The organism is Streptomyces flavalbus, from assembly GCF_042674625.1.
Classification (GTDB): domain Bacteria; phylum Actinomycetota; class Actinomycetes; order Streptomycetales; family Streptomycetaceae; genus Streptomyces; species Streptomyces flavalbus.
Window position 1 is genome coordinate 2575106 of record NZ_JBHTEB010000001.1, and the last position, 17310, is coordinate 2592415.

Below are 17310 nucleotides of genomic sequence, written 5' to 3' on the forward strand. Positions count from 1 at the left end.
TTGGCGGCGCGCGCGGTCCGTCAGCCCCTCGGTACGCCGTTCAGCGCGCCGTCGAGCGCCCCGTTCAGCCCGCTCAGCGGCAGGTCGGCGAGGCCGAGCTGACCGGCCTTGTCGAGCAGCTCCCTGACCTGCCCGGACCGCTCCCCGGCGCCGTTCATCAGCTTCAGCAGCAGCGCGGAGACGGTCATGTCCCGCACGTCGGCCGTGGAGAGGGAGCCGAGGACGCGGCTGAGGTCGTCGGTGAAGCTGGAGCCGCCGTCCAGCCAGGGCCCGGCGAGCGTCCGCGCGGTCTCGGAGTTCTGGACGAACCCGTCGACGCTCTTGCCGAGCGCGATGGACGACATCAGCCGGTCGAAGAAGACGGACTCGCCGCCGACGATGTTGATGTCCGCGCTCTCCAGACCGGTCGCGAGGACGGTGGCCTGCGCCTGCGCGACCTGCCGCTGCACGTCGAGCCCGGCGAGCCGGATGTCCTTCTCCGCCTCCAGGCGCAGCCGGTACTCCTCGTGCCCGCGGGACGCCTCGTCGAGGGCGGCCATCGCGGTGGCCTTCTCGGTGAGCCCGGCGGCCTCCGCCTTCAGCCTGCCGCTGATGGCCTCGGCGTCCGCGAGGGCCTTGAGCCGGGCGCCCTCGGCCTCGGCGCGCAGCCGTGCCTGCGTGGCCTCGGCCTCGGCACGGCCCGCCTTCTCGATGACCTCGGCCTCCTTGTCGCGGACCTGCACCGCGGCCAGTCCCTCGGCGGCGGACTCGGCCTGGATGCCCTCGGCCAGGCGCAGCTTGGCGCGGGCGTCGAGGTCGGCGGACTTCAGCCGGGACTCGGCGAGCGTCAGCTCCTCGGCGGCGCGGTGGGTGGCGGCCTGCTCGGCGGCCTCGGCGGCCTTGATGTCCTTGACCAGCTTCTCCTGCGCCTCGGCCTCGGCGGCGATGATGACGGCCTGCCGCTCGCGCTCGGCCTCCTCCACGGCCCGCAGCCGCTTGATGGACTCCTCCTGCTCGGCGACGGTGCGGTCCACGGCGACGCGCTCGCGGATGACCTCGGCGATGTCCCGCTTCTCCGCCTCGACCTCCTTGGACGCGGCGATCCGGGTCAGCTCGGTCTCCCGCTCGCGGGCGATGACCTCCAGGACGCGGTCCTTCTCGATGCGCTCGTTCTCGATGGCGATGACCCGCTCGCGGTTCTTCGCGGCGACGGCGACCTCGCGGGCCTGGTTCTCGCGCTGCACGCCGAGCTGTTCCTCGGTGCGCAGGAAGGCGCTCTGCGCGCGCAGCCGCTCCTCCTCCACGACCCGCGCGGTCTCGGCCTCCTCCCGGGCCCGTACGGTCTCTATCTCCCGGCGCTGCTTGATCTCCGCGTCCGCCTGCCGCCGCTCCAGCTCCAGGATGGCCTCGCGGGCGTCGACGTTCTGCCGGGTGATCTCCTTCTCCTCGTGGCGCTGGAACTCGTTGGTGCGCACGTGCTCCACGGCGGTCAGCTCGGTGATCTTGCGGATGCCCTGGGCGTCGAGGACGTTGGCGGGGTCGAGCTGGGTGAGCGGGGTCTGCTCCAGGTAGTCGATCGCGGCGTCCTCCAGGTGGTAGCCGTTGAGGTCGACACCGATGACCTCGATGATCCGGTACCGCAGTTCCTCGCGCTTGGTGTAGAGGTCGGTGAAGTCGAGCTGCTTGCCGACGGTCTTCAGCGCCTCGGAGAACTTGGCGTGGAACAGCTCCTGGAGGGTCTCCCGGTCGCTGGCGCGGGCGGTGCCCACGGCCTGCGCGACCTTGATGACGTCCTCGACGGTCTTGTTGACCCGGACGAAGAACGAGATCCGGATGTCGGCGCGGATGTTGTCCCGGCAGATCAGCCCCTCCCGCCCGGCGCGGGTGATCTCGATGGTCTTGACCGAGATGTCCATCACCTCGGCCTTGTGCAGCACGGGCAGCACGACCTGCCCGGTGAAGGTCACGTCGACCTTGCGCATCTTGGAGACGATCAGCGCCTTGCCCTGCTCGACCTTGCGGAACAGCCGGGAGACGAGCACCAGCACCAGCACGGCGGCGACGAGGGCGACGACGAGCACGCCGATGCCCAGAGTCATGGCATCCATGAGGAAGTCCTTGAAGTCGGTGAAAGGGTGACGCTGCCGGTGTCCGGCATGAGAAACGCCCCCCGCGTTCTCGCGCCCTCATCCTGACCCAGGCCACGCTTCGCCGCATTGCCGACTCCCGGCAGTCTTGGCCCGCCGACGAGTGCCGGACGACACACACGCTCCCCACCCCGCACCGCTTCATAACGCTTACATAAAACACCCCAAAGCGGGATACCCGGCCGCCATGGCCAAACTCCATCTACCAGGACGAACGCACAACGCCGCGGAACCGGCCCCCGGGCCGGGACCCGAGGTGGAGCGTGACGCCCCGGACGCACCCACGAAACTGTCGAAGGGCTCCTGGCGCGCGGTGCTGAAAGGCACCCTGCGGGAGTTCAAGGACGACGAGCTGACGGACCGCGCGGCGGCCCTGACGTACTACGCGGTCCTCGCGCTGTTCCCGGCGCTGCTGGTGCTGGTGTCGCTGCTCGGCCTGGCGGGGAAGTCGACCACGGACAAGGTGCTGGACAACATCAACCAGTTCGCGCCCGGCGCGGTCCGCGACATCCTCACCAACGCGGTGCAGCAGCTCCAGAACAACTCCGGCGTCGGCTCGATCATGGCGATCGTCGGCCTGGTGCTGGCGGTGTGGTCGGCGTCCGGCTACATCGCGGCGTTCATCCGCGCCTCCAACGCCGTCTACGACATGCCCGAGGGCCGCCCGGCCTGGAAGATCCTGCCGGTCCGCTTCGCCCTCACCCTGTCCCTGCTGGTCCTGGCCGTGGTCAGCGCGCTGATCGTGGTCCTCACCGGCAGCATGGCCGACCGCGTCGGGGAGGCGCTCGGCATCGGGGACACGGCGCTGACGGTGTGGTCGATCGCCAAGTGGCCCGTCCTCGTCCTGCTGGTCACCCTCATGATCGCGATCCTGTACTGGGCGAGCCCCAACGCCAAGGTCAAGGGCTGGCGCTGGATCACCCCGGGCAGCTTCCTGGCCCTGGTGATCTGGCTGGTCGCCTCCGCCGGGTTCGCGTTCTACGTCGCCAACTTCGCCTCGTACAACAAGACCTACGGCACCATGGCGGGCGTCATCATCTTCCTGGTGTGGCTGTGGATCACCAACCTGGCGATCCTGCTGGGCCTGGAGTTCGACGCCGAGACCGCACGCCAGCGAGCCGTCCAGGGCGGTCACCCGCCGGACGCGGAGCCGTACACACAGCCGCGTGACACGGCCAAGTGGGACGAGACGGACCGCCGCCGCCTGAACGAACCCTGACCCCCGCCAGGCTCCACAGGAGAGACCCTCATGTCGACTCAGCAGACACGTTTCACCGAAGTCTCCACGAACGGCCACCACTCCCGCGCCGAACAGCCCGTCGGCGAGCTGGTGCAGCAGGCGTCCCGGCAGCTCAGCGAGCTGGTGCGGGGCGAGATGCAACTGGCCCGCGCGGAGATGGCCCAGAAGGGCAAGCGCTACGGCAGGGGCGGCGGGTTCTTCGGCGGCGCCGGACTCGTCGGCTTCCTGATGCTCCAGGCGGGCGTCGCCGCCGCGATCGCCGGGCTGGCCGTACCGCTGCCGGTGTGGGCCGCCGCGCTGATCGTCACCGGCGCGCTCGGCCTGATCGCCGCGGTCATGGCGGCGACCGGGAAGGCCCAGTTCAAGAAGGCCGCGCCCGCCGCGCCCGAGCAGACCATCGCCAACGTCAAGGCGGACGTGGCCGAGATCAAGGGGAGCGCGCACCGATGAGCAGACAGCCCACCACCACCGACGAACTGCGGGCCCACGTCGAGCACACCCGCGAGGAACTGGGCCACACCGTCGAGGCCCTGGCCCACAAGACCGACGTCAAGGCCCGCGCCCGGCAGAAGGCGGAGGAGGTCAGGCAGCGGGCCGGGACCCACCGCACCGCCCTGACCGGAACCGCCGTCACGACCGTGGGCGTCATCGCCGCCCTGGTCTGGCTGACCTGGCGCCCACGCAAGCCCGCGCGAACCGGAAGGACGTGGAGCCGGTGAAAGCATCCAAACTCGCCTACAAGCCGGTCGGCCTGGCCCTGGGCGCCCTCAGCGGTGTCCTCGCGGGCGCCCTGTTCAAGCAGTCCTGGAAGGTCCTCGGCCACGACGAGGACGCCCCCGACGCCACCGACGAGGAACGCACCTGGCGGGAGGTCGTCGTCGCCGCGGTCCTCCAGGGCGCGATCTTCGCGGGCATCAAGGCGATCGTCGACCGCGGCGGCGCCACGGCGACCCGCCGCCTGACGGGAACCTGGCCGGGCTGAGCGGGCACGAGAGGGGATATCCGTAGCCCGGACCTGCGCGGATTGGTCCACGGCACTCTTTTCATCCGATCGGGTGCCGGACCAATCCGCGCCCCGTCCGGCGCCGGATTCCCCACGTGACGGACGACGACAGGACCACGCGCACCGCCCACCGGGGGCTCCGCCGGACACTGGCCGCGCTCAGCGGCCTGCTCGCCGGGTGCACCGCCCTGGCCGTCGCCGAACTGGTGGCCGCCTGGGTGAGGCCGCAGGCCGGTCCGGTCGTCGCCGTCGGCGGCGCGGCCATCGACCGCACCCCCGCCGCGGTGAAGGACTGGGCGATCCGCTCCTTCGGCACCGCCGACAAACTGGTCCTCCAACTCGGCATCCTCACCGCCCTCGCGGTCCTCGCGGTGACACTGGGCCTCCTCAACCTGCGCCACCGGTACGCCGGTGCCGCCGGGGTCCTGCTCCTCGGCGCCGTGGGGGCCGCCGCCGCGACCAGCCGCCCGGACTCCACCGGCCCCGCCGACGCGCTGCCCTCGCTGCTCGGGGCGGTGACCGGCGCGCTCGCCCTCCACCTCCTCCTCGGCCACCTGCGGCCACCCGCCGCCGGGGCCCCCGCACCGGACGCCTTGCCGCCCGCGCCCACCTGGGACCGGCGCGGGTTCGTGACCGCGGCGACCGCGGTGGCCGCCACGACCGCCGGTGCCGGGCTCGCGGGGCGCGCCCTGAAGCGCGACCGCGGCCAGGACGCGGCGGCCTCCCGCGCCCACGTCGTCCTCCCGGCTCCCGCCTCCCCGGCCCGCCCGGTGCCCAAGGGCGCCCAGCTACGGCTCCCCGGCGTCAGCCCCTTCCTCACGCCGACCGAGGACTTCTACCGGGTGGACACCGCCCTCGTGGTGCCCAAGGTGGACGCCACCGCCTGGCGGCTGCGCGTCCACGGCACGGGAGTCACCAGGCCCGCCACCCTCACCTTCGACGACCTGCTGCGACGCGAACTGATCGAGCGGGACATCACGCTCACCTGCGTCTCCAACGAGGTCGGCGGCCCCTACGTCGGCAACGCCCGCTGGATCGGCGTACGCCTGGCCGACCTGCTCGCCGACTGCGGGGTGCGCCCGCCGTCCCGGGGCGGCCCCGCCGACCAGTTGGTGGCGCGCTCGGTGGACGGCATGACGCTCGGCAGCCCCGTCGAGGACGTCCTCGACGGCCGCGACGCCCTGCTCGCCGTCGGCATGAACGGCCAGCCGCTCCCCTTCGACCACGGCTTCCCCGTCCGCATGGTCGTCCCGGGACTGTACGGCTACGTGTCCGCGTGCAAGTGGATCGAGGACATCGAACTCACCACCTTCGCCGACTACGACACCTACTGGGTCAAGCGCGACTGGGCACGGGAGGCCCCCGTCAAGACGCAGTCCCGCATCGACACCCCGAAGCCCTTCGCCCGGCCGCGGGCGGGCACCGTCATGGTCGCCGGGGTCGCCTGGGCCCAGCACCGCGGCATCGACGAGGTCGAGGTCCGCGTCGACGACGGGCCCTGGCAGCGGGCCCGGCTCGCCGCCGAGGACTCCCGCGACACCTGGCGGCAGTGGTCCTTCCCCTGGCGGGCCACCAAGGGCGGCCACACCCTCGCCGTCCGCGCCACCGACCGCTCCGGCGCCGTACAGACCGAGCGGCGCGCCCGGCCCATCCCCGACGGCGCCAGCGGCTGGCACTCGGTGGTGGTGACCGTCGACTGACCCCTGCCCCCCCTGACCCCCTTGACCCCTCCGGCCCCCTTTTCCCCCACCCGCTACATCAACCCTCATCCAGGAGAGACGAACATGAACACCCGTATCCGCCGTATCGCCGTCGCCGTGACCGCTTCCGTCGTGCTGCCGCTGGGCCTCGCCGCCTGCTCCGACGACGGCGGCGACTCCGCCACCTCGGACTCGGCGAGCGGCGCCACGTCCGCCCCGGCGGCCCCGTCCGGCGCGGGCGAGGACGGCGCGGGCGACGCCGCCGCCATGGACGAGCCGTTCGGCCCGGCCTGCGCGTCCGTCCCCGAGGACGGCGCCGGTTCCTTCGACGGCATGGCCAAGGACCCGGTCGCCACCGCCGCCTCCAACAACCCCGCGCTGTCCACGCTGGTGACCGCGGTGCGGAAGGCGGGCCTGGTCGACACCCTCAACAGCGCCGAGGACATCACGGTGTTCGCCCCCACCAACGACGCCTTCGCGAAGATCCCGGAGGCCGACCTGAACAAGGTCCTCAACGACAAGGAGCAGCTCACGAAGCTCCTCACCTACCACGTGGTCGGGCAGAAGCTGGCCCCGGCCGACCTGGAGGACGGCTCCTTCGCCACCCTGGAGAAGTCGCGGCTGACCACCTCCGGCGCGGACGAGGAGTACACGGTCAACGACTCCGCCAAGGTGGTCTGCGGCAACGTGAAGACGGCCAACGCCAACGTCTACATCATCGACAGCGTCCTGATGCCCCAGAGCTGACGGGTACGCCGGTCCGCCGGGCGCCGCGGGGCGCCCGGCGGACCGCCCGGTACGTTGCCCCCCTCCGCGCACGACAGGACGGAACCCGTGCAAGAGCCCATCTTCCTCGGCACCCCACCGCCCCGGCGACCGGACCTGGAGACGCTGGTCCACGAGGTGGCCCGCGGCGACACGGACGCCTTCGCCCGCCTCTACGACGCCGTGGCGCCCGCCGTCCTGGGGGTGGTCCGCGCGGTGCTGCGCGATCCGGCGCAGTCGGAGGAGGTCGCCCAGGACGTGCTGGTGGAGGTGTGGCGCACCGCCCCCCGCTACCGGCCCGACCGGGGCTCCGTCACCAACTGGGTCCTCGCCCTCGCCCATCGGCGCGCCATCGACCGGGTCCGCTCCGCGGAGGCGTCCGCCGCCCGCGACCACCGGGCCGCGGCGCTGGACCAGACGCCCGAGTACGACGAGGTGAGCGAGGAGGTCGAGCACCGCCTCGAACACGAGCAGGTACGGCGCTGCCTGCGCACCCTGACGGAGCTGCAACGCCAGTCGGTGGCGCTCGCCTACTACCGGGGGCTCACCTACCGCGAGGTGGCCGAACAGTTGTCCGTCCCGCTGGGGACCGTCAAGACCCGTCTCCGCGACGGCCTGATCCGGCTGCGCGACTGCCTGGGAGTGAGCGCATGAGCACCAAGGCCGATCCGCACACCCTCACCGGTGCCTACGCCCTGAACGCGCTGCCCGACGACGAACGCGCCCTCTTCGAGGAGCACCTGACGGCGTGCGCGGCCTGCCGGGAGGAAGTGGCCGAGTTCACCGCGACCGCCGCCCGGCTCGCCGCCGCGGTCGCGGTGAGCCCCCGCAGCACCGCCAGGCTGGAGGTCCTGCAGCGCATCCGCACGGTCCGCCAGGTCGCCCCCACCCCCCGTCTCCGCACACCGTCCACGGCCCTGCGCCGACGGCTCCCCCGCCTCGCGCTGGCCGCCTGCCTGGCGGCGGCCACGGCGTTCGGCGGCATCGCGGTGTGGCAGCACGACCGCGCGCAGGACGCCACCACCCGGGCCGAGGAGGCGCGAGGACGCCTGGACGACCTCGTCGCCGTCCTGGGCGCCCCGGACGCCGAGACCCGCTCGACGCGCCTGACGGACGGCTCCCGCGCCACGGTCGTCGTCTCCGCGAGCCGTGACCAGGCGGTCCTCCTGACGGACCTGCCAGCCGCACCCCCGGGCAAGGTCTACCAGGCGTGGTACCAGGTCGACGGCAGTATGCGCCCGGCGGGCCTGGCCTCCGGCACGCGGGACACCGGCCAGGCCGTCGTCCTCAGGGGCTCCGCGAACGCGGCCTCGGCCGTGGGCCTCACCGTCGAACCCACGGGCGGCTCCCCCCACCCCACGTCCGCCCCCGTCGCCCTGCTCACCCTGCCGGTATGAGTCCCTCTCTGATCTTCCGATCCATCCCGGCCCTTGCCTCATCTTGCATAGGGAGGAGTAGCGACACCCTTGCCGAGAGACGTGCCGGAGATCATGGAAGCGGATCGGCGACAGGCCGGACAGTTCCACCAGCCGCACCAGCCGCCCCCAGCCCCTGCTCGAAGGACCGAGCCCCGGCCAGCACCCTCAGATCATCCTCGCCGAATCCCACCGCTTTCCGTGCCACTGGGATAGCTGACGTAGCGCCAGGACCGCTGATTCGCCCTCGTCGGCCTCCGGGAAGCCGGTCAGCGCGCGGACGCCGTGCCTGCGGATTCCCGCACCCGACCCTCGGACCTCAGATGCACCGCGAACCGTTCTGGGTGCGGCGAAGGGCGTACGTACGGGTCTCCGCGGACCGAGCGGCCCCCGCGGCCTCCGCCAGGCATACCGAAGCGTGTATCTTGATATAAGACTCCGGATATACAGGGGGCCGTCTTGAGCCGCACCGTGATCGACCTCGACGACGAGGCGCTGGAGGCCGCAGCCAAGGAGCTCGGCACCACCACCAAACGCGACACCATCAACACCGCGCTGCGGGAAGTCACGGCCCGGTACCGGCGACTGCGCGCGCTGGCAGAAGCCCGCGACCTGGTCGCCGAGGGCGCGCTGGACGTGGACGTCCTCCTCGACAAGAGCACATACCGGCCCACCGGCAGGCAGAACCGCGTCCGCGACGCAGGAGCGGATGCGTGACCGTCGCCGACTACCTGATCGACACCTCCGCCCTCGCCCGCGTCCTGCTCGGCCGGACCACGGCCGAGTGGGACGACAGGGTCGGCGCGGGACTCGTTGCCCTGTGCGATCTCACCGAACTGGAAGTCCTCTACTCAGCCCGCTCGGCAGCGGACCGGGAACGCGTGAAGCGAGCGCTGGAAGCCCACTACACCTGGTGCCCCATGCCCGATGGCATCTACCGGCGCGCACGCGTCGTCCAGGAAATGCTCACCGCCAAGGGCGAGCACCGCAGTGCGGGCCCCGTCGACCTGCTCATCGCCGCCGCCGCGGAAGAGGCGGGGCTGACCCTGCTCCACTGTGATCGCGACTTCGAGACGATCGCCCGCACGACCGGACAGCCGGTACGGATGATCGATCTCAAGAACTGATCGGCCTTGGGCCGTCAGACGCCGCCCCTCACACAGATGAGCGAGCGCCGGCCCGCCCACCGTCACGGCCCGTGCCGGGTCGGCTCCTTCGACCGCTCGACCAGCCGCGGGTACACGCCGAGCACCTCACCCGGGCGCGTCTCCCGAAGAGCTCGGTCGTCTCCGGGTCCCGACACGCGGCGCCTCGCACTCCGGTTCTGAGACCTCGCGTCCCGTGGCCGCGCTTCCGCGGCGGCCTACTGCCGCTGCAGCCATCATCACCGCAGGTCAGAACGATTCTCTGAGCCGCGCTTGGTGGGGCGGGTGGGACTCGAACCCACGGCCGACGGATTATGAGTCCGCTGCTCTAACCGGCTGAGCTACCGCCCCATAGCGGCGTGTCGCGTACATGTGTGCGCGCCGTCTGCCGCAGCATAGCCGCTCATACGATCTCCTGCTCCGGATGGTCGGCTTACCGCGGTGCCTTCGTGACCTTGAGGACTCCGGTGTGGCGTGCGCGGTTCCCGGGTGGCGGGACGGGCACGAAAAAGGACCCCGTAGGGTCCTCGTTCCGGCTGCTCCCCCGACTGGACTCGAACCAGTAACCTGCCGGTTAACAGCCGGCTGCTCTGCCAATTGAGCTACGGAGGACCGAAGCTCCCCCGACTGGACTCGAACCAGTAACCTGCCGGTTAACAGCCGGCTGCTCTGCCAATTGAGCTACGGAGGAATGCCTCGCTGCATCGAACGTACCTACCTGGGTATTCGCCAGGGGGCGCGCGCTCGCTGCGACACATACATTAGCGCAAGCGGGGGGGTGCTCCGCCAATCGGTTCCCCGCAGGTACTCGTCTAGCAAGCCAGGAAGGGTGGCCGTCATGCGCTACCGGCTCACGTTCGTCGTCGGACTCGCTCTGGGTTACGTGCTGGGCACGCGCGCCGGGCGCGAGCGCTACGAGCAGTTGAAGAAGTCGGCACGGCAGATCAGCCAGAACCCCGCCGTGCGGAACTCCGCCGAGACCGCCGCGCAGCAGGGGCGGCAGTTCGCGGGGAAGGCGTACCACGTGGTCAGCGACCGGGTCGGGGACCGGATGCCGGACTCGGTGGCGCAGCGGGTGCGGTCGCTGCGGGAGCGGAACTCCAATGGCGGCGGAGCCGACGAGTGGGGGACCAGCAACACCTGAGGCGCCCGGCCGCGCCGTCACCGGGTCCCGTGCGGCAGAATTTCGGCCATGGGGATAGTCGCCGGGCTGGACAGTGCGCCCGATTTCACTCGTATCGTCGTCTGCGACACGGACACGGGGGCCGTGCTCAGGCAGGGATATGCGCCGCACCCGGTCGACGAGGCCGAGGGCGGCGGGCGGCCCTCCGACGTCGATCCGCAGGCGTGGCTGCTGTCCCTCGGGGAGGCCGCCGGGGGCGGGCTGCTGGAGGGTGTGCAGGCCATCGGCGTCTCCGCGCAGCAGAACGCCCTGGTCCCGCTGGACGCGCAGGGCGCCACCGTGCGGCCCGCGCTGGTCGGCGGGGACAAGCGGGCGCAGGTCGCGGCGGCCGATCTGGTGGACGCGCTCGGCGGGCGTGAGGCGTGGGCGCAGGCGGTGGGCAGTGTGCCGCAGGCCGCGCACCCGGTGACCAAACTGCGCTGGCTGGCCCGCGCCGAACCGGAGAACGCCGCGCGGGTCGCCGTACTGATGCAGGCGCACGACTGGCTGGTGTGGCAGTTGCTGGGGCGGCCGGTTCGGAGGACGACGGATCGGGGTGGGGCTTCCGGGACCGGGTACTGGTCCGCCGCCACGGGGGCCTACCGGTCCGATCTCGTGGAGCTGGCGCTCGGGCACCAGGCGATGCTGCCGGAGGTCATCGGCCCGGCGGACGCCGCCGGTACGACGCCGGAGGGGCTGTTGATCTCGGCGGGGACCGGCGAGACCATGGCCGCCGCGTTCGGGCTGGGCATCGGGCTCGGGGACGCCGTGGTGTCGCTCGGGGCGTCCGGGTCGGTGATGGCCGTCCACCCCGAGGCGCTGCACGACCAGACCGGCATGATCACCTCCCTCGCCGACGCCACCGGGATGCACCTGCCGGTCGTCACCACCCTGAACGCCGTGCGCACCCTGCGGGGGACGGCCGAGCTGCTCGGGGTGCCCGATCTGGAGAGCCTGTCCGACCTGGCGATGAAGTCGACGCCGGGCTCGCACGGGCTGGTGTTGCTGCCCTATCTGGAGGGGGAGCGGACGCCCGCCCTGCCGCACACCGCGGGCACCCTCGCCGGGCTGCGGCGGGAGTCGATGCGGCCGGAGCACCTGGCGCGGGCCGCGTTCGAGGGGATGCTGTGCGGGCTCGCGGACGCGCTGGACGTGCTGCGCGGGCGGGGCGTGGAGGTGCGGCGGGTGTTCCTGCTGGGGGCCGCCGCCGAGCTGCCCGCCGTGCAGGCCGCGGCGCCCGCGATCTTCGGGGCGCAGGTCCTCGTCCCGCAGCCCGCCGACTACGGGGCGATCGGGGCGGCGCGGCAGGCGGCGTGGGCGCTCGGGGTGTCCCAGGGGACGCTGGACCCGCGCACGCCGCCGATGTGGCAGGGGCCCGCGGGGCAGGTGATGGAGCCCGGGGAGGAGCTGGCCGTGGGGCAGGCGGTGCGGCAGCAGTTCGTGTCCGTGCGGGAGCAGACCCACCCGGGCGCGTTCCGCTCCTAGGAGACCCGTGGGGGACTCGTAGGGGACCCGTAGGGGCGTACCGCGTTGCGCTCTCGGGTTAATCGGTTGAGGTAACACCGGTGGAGTGTTCGACGATAGGGGCCAGGGGCAACCAACCGCCCCGCCGCCCCGTCGTCGACCCCGAAGAGAAGCAGCGTGCTCATACGACTTCTGCGGACCTATCTCAGGCCCTACCGAAAACCCATCGCCCTGCTGGTGCTCCTGCAGTTCCTCCAGACCTGCGCCACCCTGTACCTGCCCACCCTCAACGCCGACATCATCGACAACGGTGTCGTGCGGGGCGACACCGGCTACATCCTCAGCTACGGCGCCCTGATGATCGGCATCTCGCTGGCGCAGGTCGTCACCAACGTCGGGGCCGTGTACTACGGCGCCCGCACCGCGTCGGCGCTCGGGCGGGACGTGCGGGGCGACGTCTTCGACCGGGTGCAGTCGTTCTCGGCGCGCGAGGTCGGTCACTTCGGGGCGCCGTCGCTGATCACCCGTACGACGAACGACGTCCAGCAGGTCCAGATGCTGGCGCTGATGACGTTCACGCTGATGGTGTCGGCGCCCATCATGTGCGTGGGCGGCATCGTCCTGGCGCTCGGCCTCGACGTGCCGCTGTCCGGGGTGCTCGTCGCGGTCGTGCCGGTGCTCGGCATCTGCGTGACGCTGATCGTGCGGGCGCTGCGACCGCTGTTCCGGGCCATGCAGGAGCGCCTGGACACCGTGAACCGGGTGCTGCGCGAGCAGATCAGCGGCAACCGCGTGATCCGCGCCTTCGTCCGCGACGAGTACGAGCAGCACCGCTTCCGCAAGGCCAACACCGACCTGACCGACATGGCGCTGGGCACCGGCAACCTGCTGGCGCTGATGTTCCCCATCGTGATGACGGTGGTGAACCTGTCGTCCGTCGCCGTGGTTTGGTTCGGCGCGCACCGGATCGACAGCGGCGGGATGCAGATCGGCGACCTGACCGCGTTCCTCGCCTATCTGATGCAGATCGTGATGTCCGTGATGATGGCCACCTTCATGTTCATGATGGTGCCGCGCGCGGAGGTGTGCGCCGAGCGCGTCCAGGAGGTGCTGGACACCGAGTCCAGCGTCGTCCCGCCGATCGCGCCGGTCACCGAGCTGCGGCGGCACGGGCACCTGGAGCTGCGCGGCGCGGGCTTCCGCTACCCGGGTGCCGAGGAGCCGGTGCTGAAGGCGGTCGACCTGGTCGCCCGGCCCGGGGAGACGACCGCCGTCATCGGCTCCACCGGCAGCGGCAAGTCCACCCTGCTGGGGCTGGTGCCCCGGCTCTTCGACGCCACCGAGGGCGATGTCTTCGTGGACGGGGTCGACGTCCGCACCCTCCGGCAGGACGTGCTCGCGCGGACCGTCGGGCTCGTCCCGCAGAAGCCGTACCTGTTCGCGGGGACCGTCGCCACGAACCTGCGGTACGGAAACCCCGACGCCACCGACGAGGAGCTGTGGCACGCGCTGGAGGTGGCGCAGGCCAGGGAGTTCGTGGAGCGCCTCGAAGGCGGGCTCGACTCCCCCATCGCGCAGGGCGGCACCAACGTCTCCGGCGGTCAGCGGCAGCGGCTCGCGATCGCCCGCACGCTCGTGCAGCGGCCGGAGATCTACCTCTTCGACGACTCCTTCTCCGCCCTCGACTACGCCACCGACGCCGCGCTGCGGGCGGCGCTGGCCCGGGAGACGGCGGAGGCGACCGTCGTCATCGTCGCCCAGCGGGTCGCGACCATCAGGGACGCGGACCGGATCGTCGTGCTCGACGAGGGACGGGTGGTCGGCACCGGGCGCCACCACGAGCTGATGGCGGACAACGAGACCTACCGGGAGATCGTGCTCTCCCAGCTGACGGAAGCGGAGGCAGCCTGATGGCCGGGCCCATGGGGCGCATGATGGCCGGGGGCGGCCCCGACAGCCGTTCGATGGACTTCAAGGGCTCGGGCAAGCGGCTCGTCGCCCAGTTCCGGCCCGAGCGGGTCACCGTCGCCGTGCTGGTGCTGTGCGTGCTGGTCAGCGTCGGCCTGTCGGTCGTCGGGCCGAAGATCCTGGGGCGGGCGACCGACCTCGTCTTCGCCGGGATCGTCGGACGGCAGTTCCCCACCGGGGAGTCCAAGGCGGAGGTCCTGGACGCCATGCGGGAGCGCGGCGACGGTGAGATCGCCGACATGCTGCGCTCCACCGACTTCACCCCCGGCGAGGGCATCGACTTCGGCGCGGTCGGTGACGTGCTGCTGCTCGCGCTCGCCGTGTTCGTCGGCGCCGGGCTGCTGATGGCCGTCGCGACGCGGCTGGTGAACCGGGCCGTCAACCGGACCATGTTCCGGCTGCGGGAGGACGTACAGGCGAAGCTGTCGCGGCTTCCGCTGTCGTACTTCGACAAGCGGCAGCGCGGTGAGGTGCTGTCCCGCGCCACCAACGACATCGACAACATCGGGCAGACGCTCCAGCAGTCGATGGGGCAGCTCATCAACAGCGTGCTGACCATCATCGGCGTGCTCGCGATGATGTTCTGGCTCTCCTGGATCCTGGCTCTCGTGGCGCTGGTGACCGTGCCGCTGTCGTTCGTGATCGCGACGCGTGTCGGCAAGCGCTCGCAGCCGCACTTCGTCGCGCAGTGGCGGACCACCGGCAAGCTCAACGCGCACATCGAGGAGATGTACACCGGGCACACCCTGGTGAAGGTGTTCGGGCGGCAGGAGGAGTCCGCGCAGCAGTTCGCCGAGCACAACGAGGAGCTGTACGAGGCCGGGTTCCGGGCGCAGTTCAACAGCGGGATGATGCAGCCGCTGATGATGTTCGTCTCGAACATCAACTACGTGCTGGTCGCGGTCGTGGGCGGGCTGCGGGTGGCGTCCGGGGCGCTGTCCATCGGTGACGTGCAGGCGTTCATCCAGTACTCCCGGCAGTTCTCCATGCCGCTGACGCAGGTCGCGTCCATGGCCAACCTGGTGCAGTCCGGGGTCGCCTCCGCCGAGCGGGTCTTCGAACTCCTCGACGCGGAGGAGCAGTCCGCGGACCCGGTGGCGGGCGCACGGCCCAAGGAGCTGCGGGGGCGGGTCGCGCTGGAGCACGTGTCGTTCCGGTACGACCCCGAGAAGCCGCTCATCGAGGACCTGACGCTGACCGTGGAACCCGGGCAGACCGTCGCCATCGTCGGCCCGACCGGCGCGGGCAAGACGACGCTGGTCAACCTGCTCATGCGGTTCTACGAGGTGTCCGGCGGGCGGATCACGCTCGACGGGGTCGACATCGCGGGCATGTCCCGGGACGAGCTGCGGGCCGGGATCGGCATGGTCCTCCAGGACACCTGGCTGTTCGGCGGCACGATCGCGGAGAACATCGCGTACGGGGCGTCCGGGAAGGTCACCCGCGGGGAGATCGAGGAGGCGGCGCGGGCGGCGCACGCGGACCGGTTCATCCGGACGCTGCCGGACGGGTACGACACGGTGATCGACGACGAGGGGAGCGGGGTCAGCGCGGGTGAGAAGCAGCTCATCACGATCGCCCGGGCGTTCCTGTCCGATCCGGTGATCCTGGTCCTTGACGAGGCGACGTCCTCCGTGGACACGCGGACGGAGGTGCTGATCCAGAAGGCGATGGCGAAGCTGGCGCACGGGCGGACGTCGTTCGTGATCGCGCACCGGTTGTCGACGATCCGGGACGCGGACACGATCCTGGTGATGGAGAACGGGGCGATCGTGGAGCAGGGCGCGCATGAGGTGCTGCTCGCTTCCGGGGGCGCGTACGCGCGGCTCTATCAGGCCCAGTTCGCCTCCGCTGTGGCCGAGGTGGACTGAGGGGTTGCCCGGTGTCGGGGTGCCGCTGAGCACGCAGCGGCACCCGCTGACTCAGTCCAAGTAGCCGCGCAACTGGTCCGCGAAGGCGTGGTCCCTCAGTTTGTTGAGGGTCTTGGACTCGATCTGGCGGATGCGTTCGCGGGTGACGCCGAAGATACGGCCTATCTCCTCCAGCGTGCGGGGGCGGCCGTCGGCGAGGCCGTAGCGGAGTTGGACGACCTTGCGTTCTCGTTCGCCGAGGGTGGAGAGGACCGCCTCCAGGTGCTCCTTGAGGAGGAGGAACGCGGCTGACTCGACGGGGCTCGCGGCGTCGCCGTCCTCGATGAGGTCACCGAGGGCCACGTCGTCCTCCTCGCCCACGGGGGCGTGCAGGGACACCGGTTCCTGCGCGAGCCGCAGCACCTCGCTGACCCGTTCCGGGGGCAGGTCGAGGTGGGCGGCGACCTCCGCCGGGGTGGGTTCGTAGCCGCGTTCCTGGAGCATCCGGCGCTGGACGCGGACGACGCGGTTGATGAGTTCGACGACGTGCACGGGGACGCGGATGGTGCGGACCTGGTCCGCGAGGGCGCGGGACATGGCCTGGCGGATCCACCAGGTGGCGTACGTGGAGAACTTGTAGCCGCGGGCGTAGTCGAACTTCTCCACGGCGCGGATGAGGCCGAGGTTGCCCTCCTGGACCAGGTCCAGCATGGTCAGGCCGCGGCCGACGTACCGTTTGGCGACGGAGACGACCAGCCGCAGGTTCGCCTCGATCAGGCGGCGTTTGGCCATCCGGCCCATGACGACGAGTCTGTCCAGGTCGAGGGCGAGCTGGTCGTCCAGGTGGGGGGTGTTGCCCAGCTTCTCCTCAGCGAACAGCCCGGCCTCCACGCGGCGCGCCAGCTCGACCTCCTCGGCGGCGCTGAGCAGCGGGATGCGGCCGATCTCGCGCAGGTACTGGCGGAACAGGTCGGACGAGGGGCCACCGGTGTCCAGGCGGGTGGGCACGGCCACCGGTTCGGTCTCGGGCCTCGGCTCCGGCTCTGCCTCCGTCGCCGTGTCCGGGTCCGTCTCCGGGTGGAGGGCGACGCGGTTCTGCGTCGGGACGGCGAGGAGCACACCGGGCTCCGCGTCCGGCTCGGCGCCGTCCGTGGTCACGTCGGTCTGGATGAGGGTCTGGGTCTGCACGGGGGCGACCTCCAGGGTGATCGCTGCTGAGGCGTGCGGCAGCGCTGCTTGGGGGGCGGAGTCGGCGGCCTTGCCGCTGTCCGTCCCGTACGCGTTGAGCGGAACCGCGGGGGTGTGGGACCCGTGGGGGACGGATCGGCCGCGCTCCGAGGACTCAGGCACCGGAACCCAGTGTGGGGTAAGACACATCCCCGCCACGAGGGGCGTGCGGTGACTTTTTGCGTCCGGAACGTGACCCGCTGGTGACCGGGGCGACGGGCGGGGAAAACGCCGGTGCCGCGTGG

16 protein-coding genes and 3 tRNA genes are annotated in these 17310 nt (G+C 71.5%); 14 read left to right on the forward strand and 5 right to left on the reverse strand.

Features of this window, described 5'->3' with window-relative positions:
- Window positions 1-20 precede the first annotated feature (20 nt).
- On the reverse strand, window positions 21-2087 hold the full coding sequence (locus ACFQZ6_RS11495) for a flotillin family protein (RefSeq protein ID WP_381607311.1): 2067 nt from the start codon (window positions 2085-2087) through the stop codon (window positions 21-23).
- A gap of 226 nt (window positions 2088-2313) precedes the next feature.
- Between ACFQZ6_RS11495 and ACFQZ6_RS11500 the strand changes: the two genes are divergently transcribed.
- The 10 genes from ACFQZ6_RS11500 to ACFQZ6_RS11545 all read left to right on the forward strand — a co-directional run bounded on the left by ACFQZ6_RS11500 (window position 2314) and on the right by ACFQZ6_RS11545 (window position 9376).
- Window positions 2314-3345: a YihY/virulence factor BrkB family protein gene (locus ACFQZ6_RS11500; RefSeq protein ID WP_381607313.1), complete on the forward strand. Its 1032-nt coding sequence runs from the start codon at window positions 2314-2316 to the stop codon at window positions 3343-3345.
- Window positions 3346-3375: 30 nt separating this feature from the next.
- Window positions 3376-3816, forward strand: coding sequence for a phage holin family protein (locus ACFQZ6_RS11505; protein WP_381607315.1), 441 nt, complete (start codon window positions 3376-3378; stop codon window positions 3814-3816).
- Window positions 3813-4085 (forward strand): DUF3618 domain-containing protein, encoded by a 273-nt coding sequence (locus ACFQZ6_RS11510; protein ID WP_381607317.1) that lies wholly within the window; start codon window positions 3813-3815, stop codon window positions 4083-4085. The genes ACFQZ6_RS11505 and ACFQZ6_RS11510 overlap by 4 nt, the downstream gene beginning before the upstream one ends.
- Window positions 4082-4348 carry a DUF4235 domain-containing protein gene (locus ACFQZ6_RS11515; RefSeq protein WP_381607319.1) on the forward strand — a complete coding sequence of 89 codons (267 nt, stop codon included), beginning with the start codon at window positions 4082-4084 and terminating at the stop codon, window positions 4346-4348. Before ACFQZ6_RS11510 ends, ACFQZ6_RS11515 begins: the two co-directional genes overlap by 4 nt.
- A gap of 116 nt (window positions 4349-4464) precedes the next feature.
- Window positions 4465-6069 (forward strand): molybdopterin-dependent oxidoreductase, encoded by a 1605-nt coding sequence (locus tag ACFQZ6_RS11520; RefSeq protein WP_381607321.1) that lies wholly within the window; start codon window positions 4465-4467, stop codon window positions 6067-6069.
- Between the two features lie 84 nt (window positions 6070-6153).
- The gene (locus tag ACFQZ6_RS11525; RefSeq protein WP_381607323.1) at window positions 6154-6816 is read left to right on the forward strand and encodes a fasciclin domain-containing protein; all 663 of its coding nucleotides are present in this window, start codon (window positions 6154-6156) and stop codon (window positions 6814-6816) included.
- An 87-nt stretch (window positions 6817-6903) separates the two neighbouring features.
- On the forward strand, window positions 6904-7488 hold the full coding sequence (locus ACFQZ6_RS11530; RefSeq protein ID WP_381607325.1) for a sigma-70 family RNA polymerase sigma factor: 585 nt from the start codon (window positions 6904-6906) through the stop codon (window positions 7486-7488).
- Window positions 7485-8231: an anti-sigma factor gene (locus ACFQZ6_RS11535; protein WP_381607327.1), complete on the forward strand. Its 747-nt coding sequence runs from the start codon at window positions 7485-7487 to the stop codon at window positions 8229-8231. Before ACFQZ6_RS11530 ends, ACFQZ6_RS11535 begins: the two co-directional genes overlap by 4 nt.
- Before the next feature lie 477 nt (window positions 8232-8708).
- Entirely contained in the window at window positions 8709-8966 is a 258-nt protein-coding gene (locus tag ACFQZ6_RS11540) for a type II toxin-antitoxin system VapB family antitoxin (protein WP_381607329.1), read from the forward strand.
- The gene (locus ACFQZ6_RS11545; protein WP_381607331.1) at window positions 8963-9376 is read left to right on the forward strand and encodes a PIN domain nuclease; all 414 of its coding nucleotides are present in this window, start codon (window positions 8963-8965) and stop codon (window positions 9374-9376) included. Before ACFQZ6_RS11540 ends, ACFQZ6_RS11545 begins: the two co-directional genes overlap by 4 nt.
- 292 nt (window positions 9377-9668) lie before the next feature.
- Here ACFQZ6_RS11545 and ACFQZ6_RS11550 read toward each other — a convergent pair.
- From ACFQZ6_RS11550 to ACFQZ6_RS11560, 3 genes are all read right to left on the reverse strand, one after another.
- A tRNA-Ile gene (locus ACFQZ6_RS11550) sits at window positions 9669-9745 on the reverse strand.
- Window positions 9746-9933: 188 nt separating this feature from the next.
- Window positions 9934-10006: transfer RNA gene (locus ACFQZ6_RS11555), tRNA-Asn, on the reverse strand.
- A 6-nt stretch (window positions 10007-10012) separates the two neighbouring features.
- Window positions 10013-10085: transfer RNA gene (locus tag ACFQZ6_RS11560), tRNA-Asn, on the reverse strand.
- Between the two features lie 147 nt (window positions 10086-10232).
- On the opposite strand from ACFQZ6_RS11560, the gene ACFQZ6_RS11565 reads away from it, so the two are divergent.
- The 4 genes from ACFQZ6_RS11565 to ACFQZ6_RS11580 all read left to right on the forward strand — a co-directional run bounded on the left by ACFQZ6_RS11565 (window position 10233) and on the right by ACFQZ6_RS11580 (window position 15859).
- Window positions 10233-10538 carry a YtxH domain-containing protein gene (locus tag ACFQZ6_RS11565; protein WP_381607333.1) on the forward strand — a complete coding sequence of 102 codons (306 nt, stop codon included), beginning with the start codon at window positions 10233-10235 and terminating at the stop codon, window positions 10536-10538.
- Between the two features lie 48 nt (window positions 10539-10586).
- Window positions 10587-12041, forward strand: coding sequence for an FGGY family carbohydrate kinase (locus ACFQZ6_RS11570; RefSeq protein WP_381607335.1), 1455 nt, complete (start codon window positions 10587-10589; stop codon window positions 12039-12041).
- 156 nt (window positions 12042-12197) lie between these two features.
- On the forward strand, window positions 12198-13931 hold the full coding sequence (locus tag ACFQZ6_RS11575; RefSeq protein ID WP_381607337.1) for an ABC transporter ATP-binding protein: 1734 nt from the start codon (window positions 12198-12200) through the stop codon (window positions 13929-13931).
- Window positions 13931-15859, forward strand: a complete 1929-nt coding sequence (locus ACFQZ6_RS11580) for an ABC transporter ATP-binding protein (RefSeq protein WP_381607339.1) — start codon at window positions 13931-13933, stop codon at window positions 15857-15859. Before ACFQZ6_RS11575 ends, ACFQZ6_RS11580 begins: the two co-directional genes overlap by 1 nt.
- Before the next feature lie 51 nt (window positions 15860-15910).
- On the opposite strand, the gene ACFQZ6_RS11585 is transcribed toward ACFQZ6_RS11580, so the two are convergent.
- The gene (locus ACFQZ6_RS11585; RefSeq protein WP_381607342.1) at window positions 15911-17188 is read right to left on the reverse strand and encodes an RNA polymerase sigma factor; all 1278 of its coding nucleotides are present in this window, start codon (window positions 17186-17188) and stop codon (window positions 15911-15913) included.
- Between the last annotated feature and the right edge of the window lie 122 nt (window positions 17189-17310).

What these genes read in the sequence shown, in the direction of transcription:
- ACFQZ6_RS11565 (WP_381607333.1), top strand. Translation starts at nt 10,233, where the DNA reads ATGCGCTACCGGCTCACGTTCGTCGTCGGACTCGCTCTGGGTTACGTG.
- ACFQZ6_RS11525 (WP_381607323.1), top strand. Translation starts at nt 6,154, where the DNA reads ATGAACACCCGTATCCGCCGTATCGCCGTCGCCGTGACCGCTTCCGTC.
- ACFQZ6_RS11510 (WP_381607317.1), top strand. Translation starts at nt 3,813, where the DNA reads ATGAGCAGACAGCCCACCACCACCGACGAACTGCGGGCCCACGTCGAG.
- ACFQZ6_RS11505 (WP_381607315.1), top strand. Translation starts at nt 3,376, where the DNA reads ATGTCGACTCAGCAGACACGTTTCACCGAAGTCTCCACGAACGGCCAC.
- ACFQZ6_RS11535 (WP_381607327.1), top strand. Translation starts at nt 7,485, where the DNA reads ATGAGCACCAAGGCCGATCCGCACACCCTCACCGGTGCCTACGCCCTG.
- ACFQZ6_RS11495 (WP_381607311.1), bottom strand. Translation starts at nt 2,087, where the DNA reads ATGGATGCCATGACTCTGGGCATCGGCGTGCTCGTCGTCGCCCTCGTC.
- ACFQZ6_RS11570 (WP_381607335.1), top strand. Translation starts at nt 10,587, where the DNA reads ATGGGGATAGTCGCCGGGCTGGACAGTGCGCCCGATTTCACTCGTATC.
- ACFQZ6_RS11500 (WP_381607313.1), top strand. Translation starts at nt 2,314, where the DNA reads ATGGCCAAACTCCATCTACCAGGACGAACGCACAACGCCGCGGAACCG.
- ACFQZ6_RS11580 (WP_381607339.1), top strand. Translation starts at nt 13,931, where the DNA reads ATGGCCGGGCCCATGGGGCGCATGATGGCCGGGGGCGGCCCCGACAGC.